Origin of the sequence: Vibrio sp. 2017_1457_13 (assembly GCF_030851525.1) — a bacterium.
Lineage (GTDB): Bacteria > Pseudomonadota > Gammaproteobacteria > Enterobacterales > Vibrionaceae > Vibrio > Vibrio metschnikovii.
In genome coordinates this window covers 339,083-357,159 of sequence record NZ_VHTA01000002.1, presented here as the reverse complement: position 1 = coordinate 357,159, position 18,077 = coordinate 339,083, and the positions used below count along the sequence as shown (strand labels likewise).

The 18,077-nt window shown below is 47.6% G+C and carries 14 protein-coding genes and 1 pseudogene; 12 read left to right on the top strand and 3 right to left on the bottom strand.

The window, feature by feature from the left end; genetic code table 11:
* Positions 1–159: 159 nt before the first annotated feature.
* The 8 genes and pseudogenes from FKN88_RS04110 to tdh all read left to right on the top strand — a co-directional run.
* Entirely contained in the window at positions 160–2,346 is a 2,187-nt protein-coding gene (locus tag FKN88_RS04110; RefSeq protein WP_170887295.1) for a hypothetical protein, read from the top strand.
* Positions 2,346–2,939 (top strand): hypothetical protein, encoded by a 594-nt coding sequence (locus FKN88_RS04105; protein WP_306687250.1) that lies wholly within the window; start codon positions 2,346–2,348, stop codon positions 2,937–2,939. The genes FKN88_RS04110 and FKN88_RS04105 overlap by 1 nt, the downstream gene beginning before the upstream one ends.
* Positions 2,936–3,490, top strand: a complete 555-nt coding sequence (locus tag FKN88_RS04100; RefSeq protein WP_306687249.1) for a DUF2163 domain-containing protein — start codon at positions 2,936–2,938, stop codon at positions 3,488–3,490. Before FKN88_RS04105 ends, FKN88_RS04100 begins: the two co-directional genes overlap by 4 nt.
* Positions 3,490–7,431, top strand: a complete 3,942-nt coding sequence (locus tag FKN88_RS04095) for a hypothetical protein (protein ID WP_306687248.1) — start codon at positions 3,490–3,492, stop codon at positions 7,429–7,431. Before FKN88_RS04100 ends, FKN88_RS04095 begins: the two co-directional genes overlap by 1 nt.
* A 15-nt stretch (positions 7,432–7,446) precedes the next feature.
* Entirely contained in the window at positions 7,447–8,616 is a 1,170-nt protein-coding gene (locus FKN88_RS04090; RefSeq protein WP_306687247.1) for a hypothetical protein, read from the top strand.
* 9 nt (positions 8,617–8,625) lie between these two features.
* Positions 8,626–8,961 carry a hypothetical protein gene (locus tag FKN88_RS04085; RefSeq protein ID WP_306687246.1) on the top strand — a complete coding sequence of 112 codons (336 nt, stop codon included), beginning with the start codon at positions 8,626–8,628 and terminating at the stop codon, positions 8,959–8,961.
* Positions 8,951–9,214, top strand: a complete 264-nt coding sequence (locus tag FKN88_RS04080; RefSeq protein ID WP_306687245.1) for a phage tail assembly chaperone — start codon at positions 8,951–8,953, stop codon at positions 9,212–9,214. The genes FKN88_RS04085 and FKN88_RS04080 overlap by 11 nt, the downstream gene beginning before the upstream one ends.
* Before the next feature lie 93 nt (positions 9,215–9,307).
* Positions 9,308–9,469, top strand: a pseudogene (tdh, locus tag FKN88_RS04075) (L-threonine 3-dehydrogenase); the annotation flags it as partial.
* A gap of 304 nt (positions 9,470–9,773) precedes the next feature.
* Here the strand turns inward: tdh and FKN88_RS04070 are convergent.
* The 3 genes from FKN88_RS04070 to FKN88_RS04060 form a co-directional block, all read right to left on the bottom strand.
* The gene (locus FKN88_RS04070) at positions 9,774–10,010 is read right to left on the bottom strand and encodes a hypothetical protein (protein ID WP_004396755.1); all 237 of its coding nucleotides are present in this window, start codon (positions 10,008–10,010) and stop codon (positions 9,774–9,776) included.
* A gap of 127 nt (positions 10,011–10,137) precedes the next feature.
* Positions 10,138–12,027 carry a sigma 54-interacting transcriptional regulator gene (locus FKN88_RS04065; RefSeq protein WP_154170770.1) on the bottom strand — a complete coding sequence of 630 codons (1,890 nt, stop codon included), beginning with the start codon at positions 12,025–12,027 and terminating at the stop codon, positions 10,138–10,140.
* 94 nt (positions 12,028–12,121) lie between these two features.
* On the bottom strand, positions 12,122–13,207 hold the full coding sequence (locus FKN88_RS04060; RefSeq protein ID WP_154170769.1) for a glycerol dehydrogenase: 1,086 nt from the start codon (positions 13,205–13,207) through the stop codon (positions 12,122–12,124).
* 334 nt (positions 13,208–13,541) lie between these two features.
* On the opposite strand from FKN88_RS04060, the gene FKN88_RS04055 reads away from it, so the two are divergent.
* From FKN88_RS04055 to FKN88_RS04040, 4 genes are all read left to right on the top strand, one after another.
* The gene (locus FKN88_RS04055) at positions 13,542–14,540 is read left to right on the top strand and encodes a dihydroxyacetone kinase subunit DhaK (RefSeq protein WP_170906332.1); all 999 of its coding nucleotides are present in this window, start codon (positions 13,542–13,544) and stop codon (positions 14,538–14,540) included.
* A 3-nt stretch (positions 14,541–14,543) separates the two neighbouring features.
* Positions 14,544–15,185, top strand: coding sequence for a dihydroxyacetone kinase subunit DhaL (gene dhaL, locus FKN88_RS04050; protein ID WP_154170766.1), 642 nt, complete (start codon positions 14,544–14,546; stop codon positions 15,183–15,185).
* Between the two features lie 373 nt (positions 15,186–15,558).
* Positions 15,559–17,214 (top strand): dihydroxyacetone kinase subunit DhaK, encoded by a 1,656-nt coding sequence (locus FKN88_RS04045; protein ID WP_154170765.1) that lies wholly within the window; start codon positions 15,559–15,561, stop codon positions 17,212–17,214.
* A 210-nt stretch (positions 17,215–17,424) separates the two neighbouring features.
* Positions 17,425–18,033 carry a 2OG-Fe(II) oxygenase gene (locus FKN88_RS04040; protein WP_170906331.1) on the top strand — a complete coding sequence of 203 codons (609 nt, stop codon included), beginning with the start codon at positions 17,425–17,427 and terminating at the stop codon, positions 18,031–18,033.
* The last annotated feature ends 44 nt before the right edge of the window (positions 18,034–18,077 follow it).

The window sequence follows — 18,077 nt, the reverse complement described above, 5'->3', positions numbered from 1 at the left end:
CATTGACCCTTTTGTTATCTACAAAACGTTAGATAGCGAAACCTTGGCGCTTTGGCGCGCTTATTTGCAAATCAAATACGGACAAGACGATGATAGTTCACTGCTTGAACTGTCAGATCTTGACGCCCAAATAGCCGAGTGTGAAAGGATGATGATGTAATGTCCGATATAGCAAAACTAACCGTTGCGCTTTACGCAAACTCTGCGCAATTTGTCAGCGAATTAGAGAAATCGAAAAAGAAATCAAAAGACTGGTCTAGTTATGTTAGCAACTCTTTTGCTAGTGCTGCCAAAGCATCCGCCGGAGCAGCCACGGCAACCGTTGCGGCGCTAGGGCTCATCTATAAACAACAATCATCACTTATCGATCAAACTGCTAAGTTTGCTGACCGCATCGGTATTAGTACGGAAGCGCTCACGCAGTATCGTTATGCTAGCGAACTGACTGGCGTCGGCCAGCAGAAATTTGATACCGCGATGCAACGTATGACGCGCCGTATGTCTGAAGCTGCCCAAGGAACGGGGGCTGCTGCGGGGGCTATCAAAGAGCTAAATCTAACGGCTGCGGAGTTAAATCAGCTTACACCGGACCAGCAGCTCAAGCGCGTGGCTGATGCGATGCAAAACGTTGAGAGTCAGTCAGATCGTTTGCGACTCTCTGTTCAGCTTTTTGATACCGAAGGTGCAGCGATGGTTAACATGCTGGCGAACGGTTCCCAAGGCTTAAATGACATGGCCGCCGAAGCTGATCGGCTCGGCGTTACGCTGTCGCGTATCGATGCGGCAAAAATCGAGATGGCGAACGACTCGTTATTTAGAGTCAACTCTCTTACTAAAGCGCTAAAGCAAAATATTGCGATTGAGCTAGCGCCAGTAATGGCAGGGCTTGCTGATGAGTTCTTGGCAATGTCGACTCGATACGGCGGCATGAACAAGATGATCACCGATGGTCTTGGTATTATGGTAACGGGCGTTGGCTATCTTGCCGATGGCTGGCGAGGCGTAGAGCTTATCGTTAAGTCGCTCGAAGTTGCTGTGACTGGTTTTAAAATTGGTGCAATGATCAGTCTGCAAGCTGTTACTGATGGCGTTATCTCTCTTGGCGAGATGATCGTCAAAACTGTGATTTGGCCGCTGCAAGAGTCGCTCAACATAGCCGCAAGATTTAGCGATACAGCGGCAGAGATGGCGACCAGTTTGTATCAAATGACCAGCTTTCAAGCGCCGGAACTCTTCGACGCTGCCAGTGCAAACCAAGCCAAGTTAGATTTAAACCAAGCCATTTGGGAGCTGAAAACCCTTGCGAGCCAGCCATTGCCGTCGGAGGGTATCGAGGCCTGGTACCAAAACGCAAAACTCAAATTTGATCAGCTTGCGAAAGGCTACGCGGCAAGTGTTAACCAAAACTCGGGCATGCAATTACCAAGCATTGACGGAGAAGAGAAAGAAGATCGAGCTGTCCTCGCCTTTAAAAAAGCCAATGAGGAATTTGCACAGGACTGGCAACGTCGCATCGCAATTAATGCCGCTGGCGAGCAAGCTGACACTTTGCGCGAAGAGTTTGCTTATGAAGACAGAATGGCCAAGCTCGCCGATCACTTTACTGACGCTTACGCTGCGGCGAAAAACAATCATGTGCTGCAACAAGAGCTTGAAGAGCAATATTTCATGGGTCGTGAGGTGCTCTGGCAAGACCATCAAGATCGACTAAGTGAAATCGAAAAAGAATCAGCAAAAAAGCGCGCAGAGCATCAACAGCGTGTCGGCATGGAGCTGCTTGGTTTCACTCAGCAGCAAATGTCAATGACAACAGATATGCTAAAGAATGGTGGCCAAGAGTCAAGCAAGCTCTATAAAACTCTCTTTTTTGCACAAAAGGCAGCGGCTATCCCATCGATGATCGTTGCAACTAACGAGGCTTACACTAAAGCGCTAGCTGCTTTCCCCCTTACTCCTTACTACGCTGAATCGGTGCGCGCAATGGGGTACGCCAGTGTTGGCATTGCAGCAGGAACTGCGCTTGCTGGGATGTCTCACGACGGTTCAAGTGGCTTTGCAAATGGTCGAATTCCCAAAGAGGGAACGTGGTTGCTTGATCAAGGCCAGCGCGTACAAACCAGACCTGAAGCCGATAGAACGGATGCGCTTCACGCTGCAGTCATTCAGTTGGCGCAAAAAATCCAAGGTTCAGGAAGTTCGTCGGCGTCTAATTCTGGCGACATCCATCAACACTTCCAGTTTAGCGCACTTGATGCGCGGGGTATGGATGAGTTGATCCTCAACCACCGCTCAACCATCTATAACGCTGTGAAAATGGTGAAAAACGACATGGGAGAAAAATTCTGATGGGCTGGACTGATTACTGCAAAGAAGCCACGCTCGCGACGCACTATCCAACTCACAGCAATCAGTCCCCAAACTTGCATGTCAACATTGTTGATATGCAGAGCCATCGGTTTGAGCTGACTTATCGCTCAGTGAAGCTGGACCGCAACACAGAGCTAAATGATTTTTGGATGCTGGTTGAAGAGTTGCGCGGTGGTGCGGTGCCATTCAAATGGAAACCGCCGATTATCAGCAATATAGCTGGCGTTGGCGGCGTTGCCAGTTGCACGGAAACGGCCGCTGGAAGCTATGAAGTGGTTATCTACAGCGCGCCAGCTAATGCGCTTTTTTTGCAGCGCGGCGATCTTATTACGTTTGCGAATCACACAAAAGTGTATCGCGTGATGAACAACGTCAACACTAACAATGCAGGCATGGCTACCGTGAAACTTAACTGCCCACTGAAACGAGCGGTTAATAACACAGTGCTCAATGCCAACGGCGCTGAATTCACGCTGATTTTAAAACCCGGTTCGCGGCCTCAAGAGTTCAGCTTGAAAGCCGGAACTCGCTTTGTTGAATCCATTGAACTGTCATTTATCGAGCTGCTATGAAAATTTATCCTAAAGCCGTGCTGGATATGCTCGAATCAGGCATTATCCGGCGCGCTCACTTGCTCAGTTTTGAGCTAGATACTCCGTTTTATTTCACTGATGTTGGCTTTGATATCGAACATCAGGGCAAAAACTATCGCTCATCGGGCGAGTTCGTCGGCTTAGACTCGCTCAGTCGTCATGCTGAAATGCGCGTCGGCGAAGTGACGTTCTCGTTTGCCATGTCCAACGCTGCGATCACAGCAACCATCCTCGGCACTGACGTGTATAAGCGCCGCGTGAGCATTCATCGCGCCTACTTGTCGGAAAGCAACGAGATATTGCATTTAGAGTCAGTATGGCGGGGGTCAGTAACAGGCCGCTCAGATAACGACAAAGACGCAACAATCCAGCTCAAAGCCGCCTCGCGCTGGGCTGAATTTGAGCGCATTAATGCATGGCGAACTACATCTAAATCTCATCATCGTCGATTTCCTGATGATGATGCATTCAAACATGCTGCAAAAGCGGCAGAAACTATCTATTGGGCGGGTAAAGCAGGGGCTAACTGATGTTCGGTATTATTGTCGGTGTTATTTCTCTAATCGGTACTGCATATTCGTATCGCATGGCCAAAAAAGCGGCTAAGCAGCAAAACCAAGGTCGAGCTGGTATCGGCGTCAATCGCTTTGGTACCGATGAGCCGCTCACAGTGATTTATGGCACGCGTCGAGTTGCTCCTTGTTTAGTTTATCAAGCTGTCAAAGATGTGGTTGAAAAAGACGTCCCCAATGAAACGTACTACGGTATTTTAGTGTGGGGCATTGGCCCAGTTGAATCTATTGCTGATTTGCATTTTGACGATCTGCCCTACACGAAGTTTGGCTCGTTCGGTGGCGGCAATGGTCAGCGCATTGAGCACTGCCTCGGTCATAAAGACCAAGTTATGCCAGCGTGGTTTCGAAATGAAGCGCCAGATGACATGAAAGACATGCGCTTTTGTGGCGTTGCTGTAACTTACGTTAAGCTCGTCATGGATAAAGAGTACAAGCGATACCCACAAGGGAGGCCAGAGTTTAAAGCGACAATCACGGCAAGAAGTAGCAATCCGATTGAAGCTCTACGTGACTACTTTGCAAACAATGATTATGGTTGCGGTTTTAGTGAGCTAGACTGGGACGAACAGTTTAATACGACAATGCGTAATCTCTGCAACTCGGTTGTTGACGATCAGCGTTTGTTTGAATGTCATATTGCACTCGATACCGACGCTCCATTGATTGATAACGTCCGTGATCTACTCCAAACCTGTCGCGGCTATTTAATCGAAGGTCAAAATGGTCTGCGTGTTGAAATTGATCGTCAAAAAGACGCAGCAATGCACATCACTGAAAACATGCTGACATCGGGTATGAGCACAAGCTCTGTGAGCATTAATGAGCGTTATAACTCGGTCACCATTCGTTACCCAGATAAAGAAAACAACTATCAAAAAAATGAGGTCACGTTCCCAGTTCCCGGCGGTGAATTACATGATCAATGGTTGTCTGAAGATAACTACGTGCCGTTGACAAAAGAAGAAACCGTCGAAGGCATCGACAACTACAAATCAGCGTATCAATATGCTGAGGTGCTAGCGCGACAAAGCCGAAGCGGTATGACATTGAATGTGTCAGTAAACTTTTTTGTTGGCGAACAGCTTGAAGAAATGGACGTCGTCACGTTCGAGTCAAAGCTGCGCGGGTGGGAAGCAAAGCCCTTTTCTGTGCGCGAAATTGAGTACACCGAGCGCGACGTAAAGCTAAAGCTTGTCGAGTACCAAGACAGCAATTATTTGTGGCACCCTAAGCCGCCCAAGCCAGATTACCCAAACACTCAACTGCCGAACCCAAACCAAGTGGCCGCTCCTAGCGGCCTTTCTTTTGCGCGCTCGGAAAGCACGCAAAGCGTCGGTCGCCTGAGCTGGTCTTCGCCAGCAGGCTTTATCGAGGCCTACGATGTGCGCATCATGGGTAATGATGAAGTGATTTGGCAGCAAAACACTAAGCTGAATTTTATCGATGTACCGGTACTGCTCAGTGGTCGCTACACGTTTGCAGTTCGGTCGATTGGGGCCGTGGCTGCATCGGGCTGGTCTGTGCTGGACGCTGATATTACCGCACCGAGCGCGGAATTCGCGGTCGAAGTGGACGCGGGTAACACTTACGTGATTTTGCGGCCACGGTCGCAAAGCCTCGCGTGGGGTACTGAGTATGAGTTTTGGTTTGATGGCGAACTTCGAGGCCGTGGCGTTGCATGGCAGCTCGAAGGGCTTTCACCAGACACTGAGTACCAGTTTCAGGTTCGCGCTGTCAACGCCGTTGGCCAAAGCCGCTATCAAACCGTCACCGCTAAAACGACCAATGATGCCAGTGTGATCTTAGATATCATTGGCGATTCGCTTGACGAAAAGCTCAATCAATCGCTAGAAAGCGCAGTGAATCAAGCTACTGAGCGAGCAGAAGCATTAAATGATCGTCAAGACGAAGGTTTTGAAGCGTTACTGAGCGAACTCGAACAAACTCGGCAAAAAGTGGAGATTGAAAAAGAGAGCATTGCTAGTGCCTACGCAAAAAAAACGCTCAAACAGCACGCTGATGAACTTAATGCTTACGCTGAGAATTTGCTTGAGCTGTATGCTCATTTTGAAGATAACGAAGCATATATCAAGTCAGTTGAACGAGCGCTGTCTGATACAGATAAAGCGCTAGCAGAAGCGAAGCGAGAGCTGCACTCGGCAGTGGGAGAGAATGAATCGTATATTAAAGCAGTTGAAAAATCACTATCTGAGAGTGATCTTGCATTTGCTGAGATAGCGGAAGACTTGCTTGCAAAAACGGAAGAAAACAGCGGTCATATTTCAGAACTCAGTCGTGCTATTTCTGACACTGAAAACGCGTTAGCGGAAACGGCAACTTTGCTTCGCGCAGAAATAAAAAAAGGAGATGAGCAAACCCTTGCTCGCGCTAACGAATACACTAGAGCAGCCGTGGGCTACTGCATTGATAAAAATGGCAACATCACATCGCACACCAATGCTGTCGCTTGTGTCGCCGCCGGGCACTCTTGGCTAGACGGCCCACTTGCTGAGTTTATTCGAAATCTGCAAGTGAGCACAGGCTCAGGTACAGCAAGCGTGTCACAGATGGGTCAAGCCTTTGTTGACAGCGATGGCAACCTAGTTGCTAAGGGGTCAATGCTTACTGACGTCAATGGCAAAGTCTCCGGTTTTGTCAATCATCAAGACGGAAAAGTATCCGCCATTGATTTGATCGCAGACAGAACAAGAATTGGCACGATGATAAATGGTCGATTCAATCCATTGCTGAGCCTTGATACTTGGAGTCGAGAGCTTGTAATGAGAGGGCGAATGCAGCTTGGGGATGGCTTTACGATTGACTCTAAAGAGTCGGTACAAAAACTCTCTTCCCCTGGCTTGTATCAACTAACTCTGCGAGCCGGAACCTTTCCGTCAGATAGCGTTGCCACGGCTGACTTTGAGCAATATTTTGCGCGCAAACCGAATCAAGATGATCACTTGACGTACTTGAGCGCAAACGGCCAGGCATCATCGACCAAGCGTTACACAGGCTCCGGCTGGACAACTCCGGCTGCGATCATCCACGGCGACATGATGATTAGAGACAGCCTGAACGGTAATCGGATTACTGCGCGGACAGAGATATCCGCGCCACGCGTTATTGGTGGCACGGGCGACTTTACGGGCAAAGTGACAGCTAAAGATGGCTCGTTTATTGATAAAGTTGAAATTGGCTCTGCTGGCGGGTTTAGAGTCTTTATTCGCAAAGTCTCCAACCCTGGTCACAACGTGATTGTTGTGCAAAACCCCAGCGGTGATGTTGTTTTTGCGTTGCAAGGCAACGGACACATTTACTCGATTGGGGGTGGGCATTTAAACAACTTAACGATCGGGGAGGATTGCAACGTCCTTGGCCGCATACAAGCAAACCAGATAGTTGGAGATATAGTGTCAAGAGTTGGTAAACATTACATGTTTAGATCTTCGGGCTCCCAAGTGCCCAAATGGTCATGGGTTGATGTTGCTCGTGTCAGTATTGCGAGCTCAAGAAACTATGATCGAATCATGACGATATCTGACTTTGAAAATCGCGCGTCGGTCTACTTGCGGCACATTAACACTAGCACGACCGCTCAGCAGTTTAGGTACGAGTGGAGACTGGTTAACAAGTCCACTTCTAAGATTTACTTTTCTCGAACGGGGAGCTCTAGCTACGGAGGTCCGGGCAATAACGCACCCCACTATTTATCGCTAACCATTCCCAGCATCGAACTGAATATACCCGGCGGATCGAGTGAGCTAGATTACTACCTACAAATCAGACCTGTCAGCAGCGCCGCATCTTACATAAAGGTCAATTATGATCACGATAGCACGAAATTGGATCGTAAATTCACAGCGTCACTATATAAAAACAGTGGTGAACTTTATTAATTGTGGAGTTAATTAATGTGGACTAGAGCGAAAATAAAGCTCGAAAAAGACAATCGAGTAGCAATCATCATTTCAGGTTCAACATCGAAAATAAAGCCTTTCGATGCGCTGCTTTTGCGAGCAAATCAGCTGATAGAAATCGCAGAAGTGCATGCGCAAGAAATCGTACTGCGCGAACCTTGGCCGTCGCCTAGCGAAACACTAGACGCTAAAGTTATACCGACATCTGGAGACTTTAATCAAGCAGTGCGCGAGATTCGTCTGTTACGCGAAAATACCGCGAATAATATCAGTGCGCTAGAAGCATGGGGCACTCAAACTGGCACTGTCACGTTTAAAGGTGAAGACGGCGAAGAGCATACAGCAAGAACATTGCAGCAAATGGATGCAGATGCGTCTGCTATTTTTGCAAGCTTGGGCAGTGCGGCTAGTCGGGATGTGATGACGTCTCCTACGGATATGGAAACTCCAGATGCTCTAATGGCTCGAGGTGCGTTAGGGTTTGCTACATCGCCCAATTCAAACTTGCCGTATTTGGATAATTATAACGACACTAGCAAACTAATTAATGGTGCATCTTACGTAACAAATAGTCAAACGCTCGGAGAAGATAAACCATTTGATGGTGATGCCTGCGTTGTACGCGTTGAAAGATACGGTGCAAATGATGCAATAATGTTTGCTTGGCGTGGATTGAGAAATTCTAATGGTGGGGTGTTGTTTAGAACTTGGAGTAACATCAACGGTTACGAAAAATGGCAGCGATTTTATCACACCAATAATGCAGTAGGCGCGGTATCTCAATCAGGAGGAGCCCTCACTGGAGGTTTGATGGATTGGGGCGAAACTCCAAATGGAATGTTTTTTAGATATGCAAACGGTGAGCAGAGGTGTTACCACTGGTATATTATATCTGACAGTTTTCCTAGAAATACTCAAGTAAATATTGGCGCTTGGATGTTTCCGGCTCCGTTCATTAGCCACAAAGTATCAGTCCAGGTCAGCGTAGCTTTAGATGCAAGCACGGGAGGTAGGAGAGGACGGGTAGAGCTTGCAGGTTCAGGGCTAGAGTCTGACTTCCCATCTAGAACACGAAGCCCCTACATATTTGTAGTTTGTACTGATTCTCAGTACGACGCATCTCGCGCAAAAGTGATGATTGAAGCGGTTGGTAGATGGTACTAGGAGCAACAAGTGAAAATAATTTTAAATCCGTGTCCTGTGTGGCACACAACCAAAGTATCGGTAAACGGACTGGTTATTACAGTGGATGGCACAGATTACGATTTGTCTGTAATTCCGTTAGGAGGTCAAGCCGAAGCGGAAGAAGGTAGTCCGTTTATTGATATTGTTACTCGTGATTTAGTAAAGATTAATTACTGTTACGACTCGACAAAAGCAGAGCCAGTACAATCAACTGACTGGGCAGATTACACTTTTGAGGTTGAACAAGGAGAAGTTCCTTGCCCTATTCGCTGGCTACCTGATCCTGAAGATCCTTTATTTGAGGGTGATACCAATGACGTTTAAAAACATCAAAACAGCAGAAGATTTAGGGCGTGAAAAGCTCGAAGCGGAATCCGCAAGGATACGTTCATTGCGAGATAATAAGCTCAAAGATCTGGATAATTTTGCGATGAATCCACTTCGCTGGATGGAGTTATCAGAAGACGAAAGACAGGTGCTTGCGGAATATCGACGAATGTTGCTTGATGTGACAGACCAAGAGGGTTTTCCGTGCGATATTGATCTGCCAGTTGAGCCGGATTTGATGAGCGTTTAAATATGTATCCTAATATAGCCCCATTTTAGCCCCACAAACAAAAGTCTGAAATGTAACTTGTTGATTAATTTAATCTAAATAAGGCTTGTTCCTGAGATGTTCGAAACGTGGTACAAGATGGCGAGTCTTATTCAATCGGGCTTAGATTTAACCCCAATCATCACTCACCATTTCAAGGTCGATGATTTCCAACAGGGTTTCGATGCCATGCGCAGCGGGGCTTCCGGCAAAGTGATTCTTGATTGGCAAGCGTAAATTTTCTTGGGTAATTTTATCCCGTATCAACTAAAAAGGAGCTGATTGAGCTCCTTTTTTTATGTCGTCATTGAAGCATATCTTTCTATCTATAGTTAGCAAGTACGGTCTCGATATGACCTTGCAGTCGAAATAGCGCCATTTTAGGTGCAATCTGCGTTGCAAAATGAAACTGTTGCATATCGCCTGGTTGATTATTACACTGCTTTGCTTTTTATTAAAGCCGTAGCTTATGTCTTTAATGGTTGTTGCTCAGTTAAAAGACATAAGCCGCTTTGGTTTGTTATTAGCAGTGACGAATGAATTAACAAGCGATCTGATTATCCAGCACTTCGAACTGACTTTTATCCCATTCGGTGAGATTATCGGTGACTTTGCCAATCAATGGCAGTAAACGCCCGGCGTCTCTTTCTTTGAAAGGGTGATTGGTGATCACCGCAAACCCTGCGATGCAGCATTTGCCCCCTTTGGCTTGAATGAATTGAGCAAGTGTTCGCACGGCTTCTTCGCTGTAAGATTCAATTTTATAGAGATGGCCCATAATGCTTTCCTCTAAACGTGGTATTCAGCATGATGACGAGTGAGCGCTGAGTTATTTTTATTAAGCATATTTGGTGCCAGTTTACATTGATTGGATAGGATTGATGTCAGGTCTATCTGATCGTTAGCTAAGAAGATTCAATAATCGCGGTTTCATCAATGTCGTATTTGCGGATCTTACGCCATAAGGTTGTCCGGCCAACGCCCAATGCTTTAGCGGTTTGTTGCAAATGACCCTGATGATGTTTTAACGCATGAATAATGGCATTTTTTTCCATTAATTCGAGGCTTTGAATGGGTTGCGCTTGGTCGGTGCGTTGACGAATTCTATCGGGCAGATCGCCAAGGCGGATAACGCGATGAGCCGAACTGAGCAGAACTTTGTCCATCACACTCAATAGCTCACTGCGATTACCGGGCCAGCTATAATCCAACAGCCTTTGCAAAGCGTCAGCGGCAAGCGTGTAGTTGGCTCGGTCGACAATATGCGAGATAAGGCTACGAGTATAATCAAGCGCTTCACGCTGCGGAGGAATACACACCTCAATCCCTTGCATGGCGTAACACAATTGACGGCTAAACAACCCTGATTCGACTAACTTGTCTAAATCAGCACTGCTGGTGCTGATCACCCGCACATTAACGGGAATCACTTGCTGACTATGTAAACGAGTGAGAAACCCGGTTTTTAAAATCGCTAATAAGCTCGCTTGTAAGGTAGGCGGTAGATACTCGACATGTTCTACAATCAGTGTGCCATTGTAGGCCAATTCAAATTTCGATGGCTGACTTTGCTGATCATCACCCAATAGCGCTTGCGCCAATTGTTCGGGTTGTAAGGCCGCACAATCAATAATCATCAGTGGAGCGAGACGTTGTTGGCTCTTATGGTGAATGGCTAACGCGAGCGAGAGTTTACCGACGCCATCTTCGCCTTGCAGTAATACTGGCACTGAGACTTTTGCCGCTTTTTCAATCCGCTGCTGACATGGGTGGCCTTCTAATAACCACAGGTTTTCGCCCGGTTGCCAATAGTCGCCGCCAATAAAGTGACGTTCATGAGGCTGGGTGAGTGGTTCGCTAGGATGAAACAGCGCCATCACTTCACCGCTACTGAGTGGTTTAAGTGAGAGGATCACTTTCAGCAATTGATGCTGACAATCGACCATGACTTCGACTTTTTCCAGTTTGGTTCTCTCTGCTAAGGCTTGCTCAACCACGGGCGGAAAATGAAATAACGCTTCAATGTGTAGGCCAATATGACTTTCATCTAAGCCCAACCACTGCCGAGCACAGTGATTAATGTATTGCACGTATCCTGACGCTTGCCAAGTGACCACGCCTTGCTCTATTCCTTCTAACAGTACATCACGCTGGGTCAGTAGCGTATTGGCTTGAGTGAGGCGCTGCTCTGAGCTGAGTAGCGTTTCAATTTCCCGAGCGGCACTTTCGATTAATGCATCGATCATCATGGTGTGTTGTTGGGTTTCCCCAATTAACGTCAAGCTTGCCAGTAACTCGCCCATGGGATCGAAAATAGGCACCGCCGAGAAAAACCAAGGATGCAGTGCTTTACTCAGATGTTCGGCTCCGCTTGATAACTGCGCTTGATGAGTGACCAAACAGCGCTCGATGGCATGATTGCCGATCCGTTTATCTGTCCAATCTGCTCCGACGCATAAACCTAGGTTTGATAGCGCTTGGCTAATTGTTGCCGCCCCTTGCAGGTGTAAGGTGATCCCTTGTGCATTGGTTATGCAAAATAACCAGGCGGGTGCGCGTAGCTTTTCGGTAATCGCATCTAAGACTCGCTGAGTAAAACAGAGTAGATTTTGTTGTGACTGCAGAGTCTCATTCAGTGTTGAGCCTCTTAAGTTTTTGGGTGGTTGCCAAGCTTTCGCTTGGCAAAATTGGCTAGCTTGCTGCCACTGTTGATAGAGTTCGGTTTGCTGGCCTTTAGTGGGTAACCAGCCAGTATCGACAAAAATTTTCCATTGTTTATAGGTATCGGCAACCATAAATACATCTGCGGGTAGGGAGGCTGGGGATATCGTAACAAGAAGCTCACCAAAAAACGAATCCCCCAAACAAGATGGGGGATAAAGAGTATCGTTAGGCGGTGGTTAAGGCATGGGTGGTGAGTATCGCCGCATAGACTTGGTCTGCACTCACTGGGAATGGCATGTTATGAATGGTTTCGCCTTCGGCGCAGGCCATTTCTGATACCGCCATGATTTGTGGTAGGTCGATGGTGGTCACGCCCATTTCATGCAAGTTGGTCGGTAAACCCACTTGACGGCAGAAAGCCAACACTTCGGCAAACTCTTCTTTAGGTGCATTCTCTAATACCAATTGAACTAAGGTACTAAACGCGACTTTTTCACCATGATAGAGGTGATGACACTCTTCCAGTACGGTTAAACCGTTATGAATCGCGTGTGCGGCCGCCAGCCCGCAGCTCTCAAAACCGATGCCACTTAAATAGGTATTGGCTTCAATGATGTTTTCCATCGCTGGAGTCACCAGACCTTGTTTCCCCGCCATCATCGCGCTGTAGCCATCTTCCATTAGTGTTTGATAACAGGTTTGAGCAATCGCAAAAGCGGCTTTAGTGGCGAGGCCTCCAGCCATGGTAGCCTTACCAGAAGCAATCGCTGCCCGCGCTTCAAAGTAAGTGGCGAGCGCGTCGCCCATTCCTGCAACCAATAAACGTACCGGAGCTTTGGCAATAATTTCACTATCGACCAACACCATATTCGGATTAGCGGGGAAAAATAGGTATTCGCTGAATTCGCCTTGTTCGGTGTAGATCACCGCCAGTGAGCTAGTCGGTGCGTCGGTAGAGGCAAGGGTCGGGATGATCACCACAGGTAAACCTAAGTAGTAAGCGACACTTTTCGCCGTATCAAGCGCCTTGCCACCACCGATGCCCATAATCACTTGCGCCTGATCCTCTTTGGCGATCTGAACTAAGCGTTCAATTTCATTGCGGCTACATTGACCATGAAAAGGCGATAGGGTGAGATGCATGTCGAGGCCAGCAAACTGAGTGGCTAGGCTATCTTCAACCAGCGGTAGAACCATCGGGTCGGTGATCGCGAAAGCCCGTTGACCAAAGCCCGTAACATGACGAGCTACTTGATGAATAGCGCCTTTGCCTTGAATGTATTTGCTGGGTGAGATTAAGATTTTTTCCACGTTATTGATCCTTATTATTTGCATGAACCATTTTTATAATGAGCCTGACGGTGAGAAGAGATGCCGTGCTCGGTTGGCTCTAGTAGTAAGAGCTTTGACTTGACTTAGCAATCAATTTTGTTAACCCGATGACGAATCGAATCCTTGTTTCACATTTCATTGCTTTTCGCCGCCTCTCGTTAAACAAGGAAAGACACAGTTCACAAATTTAACTCGATTGGTTCATCATGAAACGCTGGGGTAGCTCTGAGAGTTTCATAATGAAACCATTGGCTGATAAATTGCTTAATTTAGCGCTCGTGGTAGAGTTTTGGGCTAAAAATAGCCTGGAGCGATGTCTGTGTATAATGTGTTTGATGGCCACTTTTTGAGCTATTCTCCTTCCCCTGTTGCGGTGATTAGCGGTGGTGGTCAAGGCCACGAGCCTCTGCACAGTGAATTTGTTGGTCGAGGGATGCTGGCCGCTGCATGCATTGGTGAGCACTTTACTGCGCCATCGGCACTGCAAATTACCGACCATGTGAACGCGCATTTTTCATCGTCAGTACCGATTTTGTTTTTAGTGAAAAATCACACCGGTGATGTGCTGAATTTTCAAATGGCTACCGAGTGGTTAACCGAGCAAGGTTATTGGGTCGATTTTTGTCTGGTTGATGATGATTGTGCCCCTTTGCCAGACCACTGCTCGATGGGGGGCAAAGGACTGGCGGGGATTGTCTTACTACAAAAACTGCTGGGTGCTTACAGTTTACAATTGGCCGGTTCGGGATTGTCTGGTCAACAACAACTGAGCGTTTTGGTGGAGCAGGCCCGGCAATGGACAGCACAATGTCATACCATCAGCGTAGGTTTTGTAGGGGCTCAAGCTCCCGAGCCAGATCAAGTGCTTGAACAGATCAAAGTTGGGGTAGGTCTGCACAATGAACAAGGGATTATGCAGTTAACCTCAGGGACATTTTCCGAGGTGTTGCAACATTTGCAGCAGCAGCTAGCGAATGCGCCACTACGACCTCGATTACAAATCCAATGGTCGAGTACAACCCATGACTGGCAGCAGCAATTTATCACCGCACCCTTGGTGGCCCATCCACGGTATTTATTGTTAGTGAATGGTTTGAGTGGGCAAAATCAGCAGCAGTTGGGCCACCTCTGCCAATGGGTCAGTCAGCAATTAGCCCAGTGTGAGATGACCATCGTCGACTCGATTGCACAAGCGGTATGCCGTGGCGCGCATCCTAATGCTTTTTCTGTTACTTTATTCGCCCTTGATGATCGGGCTTTATCTTGCTGGCAAGCTCCAGTGGATACTGCCTATTGGCAATGGGGGAAATAAACCATGCTTAGCCAAGCGATGGTCTATCACTGGTTACAGTTGCTCAGCCAAAATTTACTCCAACACAGTGAATACCTTAATCAGTTGGATGCCGAAATTGGTGATGCCGATCATGGTGTGAATATTCAACGTGGCTGCACGTTACTGGTCAGTAAGCTGCCGAGTTTAGCGGACATGAGTATTGCCCATTTATTGCAAAATTTAGGGTTTGTGTTTCTTTCCGGCGTTGGAGGAGCGAGTGGGCCTTTGTATTACACCTTGTTTCAGCGCGCGGCGCACAGCGTGGAAGGTAAAACCGCGCTCAGTGTCGATGATCTCTATCGAGCATTATTGAATGGCCAGCAAGGGATAAAAACGCGCGGCTATGTACAGTACCAAGATAAAACCTTATATGACATTTGGTATGTCGCGACACAAACCTTAGAGCGTTGTGTGGTTAATCAACAGACCATGGCGCAAAGCCTAATTGAATTGGAGGATGCTTGCCAACAAGCGGCTCGTGATTCGATTGCTCTGCCCGCTAAGCGCGGTAGAGCGGCCTACTTAGGTGAGCAAAGCTGTGGGTATTTGGACCCTGGGATTGAATCAAGCCGAGTGATGATCGCCAGTTTACACCAAGCATTTGCACATCTCTCAACTGCGTAGTTCGTTTTCTTCACCCTTCTTCTCTTGATCTTGTATTGTAATAAAGCAGCACCAGTATCGGCTGCTTTACCTTTCTATTGACACTCCCCACAGTAACGCAGCGATTGGTGCGACTTTTTTCGTTATCGTGAAAGCGACAAAGCTCAGTCTTTCTGGTGATTCATCAACGTTTAGGGACCATTCTTTGGTTCTTTTCACGGCATATTGTCTAAGCTCACAATCTAATTCGAGGGACGCTTAGCGGCGTTTCATTATGAACCAATCGTCGAATTAATGACGTTTCATTCTGCAACGTGAGATTTTTTTTGCTGTTCGCCATCCTCATACGCACAATCAAGGCTGTTGATTTACTTTCAATCCAAGGAATAACGTGATGACTCAATTTTTTATTAATAATAAAGAGCAATTAGTAAATGAAGCGATTGAAGGGGCCGTGTTAACCAGCCCTTGGCAAAACCTAGAACAACTGGACATCGACCCACACATTCGCATCGTGGTTCGCCGTGATTGGGATAAAAGCAAAGTGGCGATTATTTCTGGTGGTGGTTCAGGCCATGAACCGGCTCACGTTGGCTTTGTGGGTAAGAATATGCTGACTGCTGCGGTGTGTGGCGATGTGTTTGCTTCGCCCAGTGTTGATGCGGTGTTCAATGCCATTGTTCAAGTCACCGGTGACGCGGGCTGTTTGTTGATTGTTAAAAACTACACCGGCGACCGGTTAAACTTTGGTTTAGCGGCAGAAAAAGCCAAGCGTCTCGGTTATCAAGTTGAAATGGTGATGGTCAGTGATGACATTGCCTTGCCCGATAATAAGCAGCCTCGTGGTGTGGCGGGTACTTTATTTGTGCATAAAGTCGCGGGCTATGCGGCGGAGCAAGGTCAATCGCTGGTGATGGTTGCCGAAGCGGCGCAAGTGGCGATTCAACGCACCGCCAGTATTGGCGTGGCACTCTCCAGTTGCCATTTGCCGGGTGAAACGCACAGCGAACGAGTCGCTCCGGGTCATGCTGAGCTAGGGTTGGGCATTCACGGTGAGCCCGGAGTTTCGGTTTTAGCAACCCAAAATAGCCGTGAGATTTTGGCCATCATGATTGAAAAGCTGCTGAGCGCTTATCCGTTAACGGCTGATGATAAAGTCGCGTTGCTACTCAATAACTTGGGTGGTGTATCTAATCTTGAAATGAGTTTGTTAACGCGCGATCTGTGTCATTCTTCTCTTGCGCCCTCAATCCAATACTTAGTGGGGCCAGCGCCCTTGATGACGGCGTTGGACATGAAAGGCTTCTCTCTCTCGTTATTGCATTTGAACCCGCAACTGGAAACGGCATTACTGGCCCCAACCGAAGTCAGCAGTTGGCCAACGCCATTAGCGGTCAATGATGTGGCACGCCGCGTTGTCGAAAAGCAAGCCGATCAATTGCACTATCAAGCCTCCGAGCATGCTGAGCATCAAATGATCGTTAACTGTATTTGCCAGACCTTGATTGCTAATGAAAGTGAGCTTAACCGTCTTGATAGCCTCGTTGGTGATGGCGATACCGGCTCTACCTTTGCTGCTGGTGCACGACAAGTCTATCGTGAGAGTCAAGCGAATCAATTGCCATTCGCGCAAGTCGATAAGTTATTAGGTGTGGTGGGCGAGCGTCTTGCGACCGTGATGGGCGGTTCAAGTGGCGTGTTACTGTCAATTTTCTTTACCGCGGCGGGTCAGCAGATGAGTGAAGGGCAACCACTGGCGAGCGCATTAGTGGCAGGACTAAATAAAATGAAACAGTACGGCGGTGCTGAGTTGGGTGACAGAACGATGATCGATGCGCTGCAGCCTGCACTGGAAGCGTTAGTGGCTGGGCAAAGCCTAACCGAAGCGGCAAGCGCCGCCGAGCAAGGCAGCGCTTCCACCGCGTTAATGAACAAAGCCAATGCTGGGCGCTCGTCTTATTTAGCCAGCGACAGTTTAAGCGGTGTTAAAGACCCCGGAGCGGTTGCGGTCGAAAGCGTCTTTGCAGCGCTTACCAAGCTGAATCGCTAAGCTTTAGCGATTAACGATTTTTTATCTTAGCCACCGGTTTTCCGGTGGCTTTTTTATTATCGAAGCAACTCAATATTCCTCGCATCCTCTTGTGTTACGCCTATTATTGACAACGATAACGATTATTATCCTTATGGATTAACATCGTGATTTGTACGGCTAACCGAGTCTGGTTATAACCCATGGTTCATTAACTAAGTAGTGAACATCATGGGATTAGAGAAGTTGCTGGACGCGATAGCGGAGCAAGGCTGGTATGTGTGGGATGATTTTTTAACGCCCGATCAAGTCAGCCGTTTACGATCTTGCGCCCCAGAAAGTTGGCAGCGAGCGCGTATCGGCCGGCAAGAGGAAGCCCAGCGTATAAGCCAGATCCGCAGTGATAAGATTCAATGGCTGAGAGAATCGATGGGGCAGCCAATACAAGATTATTTGGAGCGGATGGAGCAGATTCGCCAGCAAGTGAATCAAGACTTCTTTTTAGGATTATTTGAATACGAAGCGCATTTTGCGAAATACGAAGCCGGTGATTTCTATAAAAAACATCTCGATGCGTTTCGCGGTAATGAAAATCGCAAGTTAACCACCGTATTTTACATGAACCCCAATTGGTGCGCCGCCGATGGCGGAGAGCTAAAACTTTATGATTTGAACGATCAGCTGATTGAGACGATTGCGCCTATCTCAGGTCGTTTAGTGGTGTTTTTATCGGAGAAATTCCCTCATGAAGTGCTGCCGACCCAAGCGGAGCGGATCAGCATTGCGGGTTGGTTTCGAACCAACGGGGTGACCGAAAACCGTTTGGATATTGCTCGTTAGCAATAAGCACGAAGCGACGGATGCGCTTCGTGCAATGATTACCT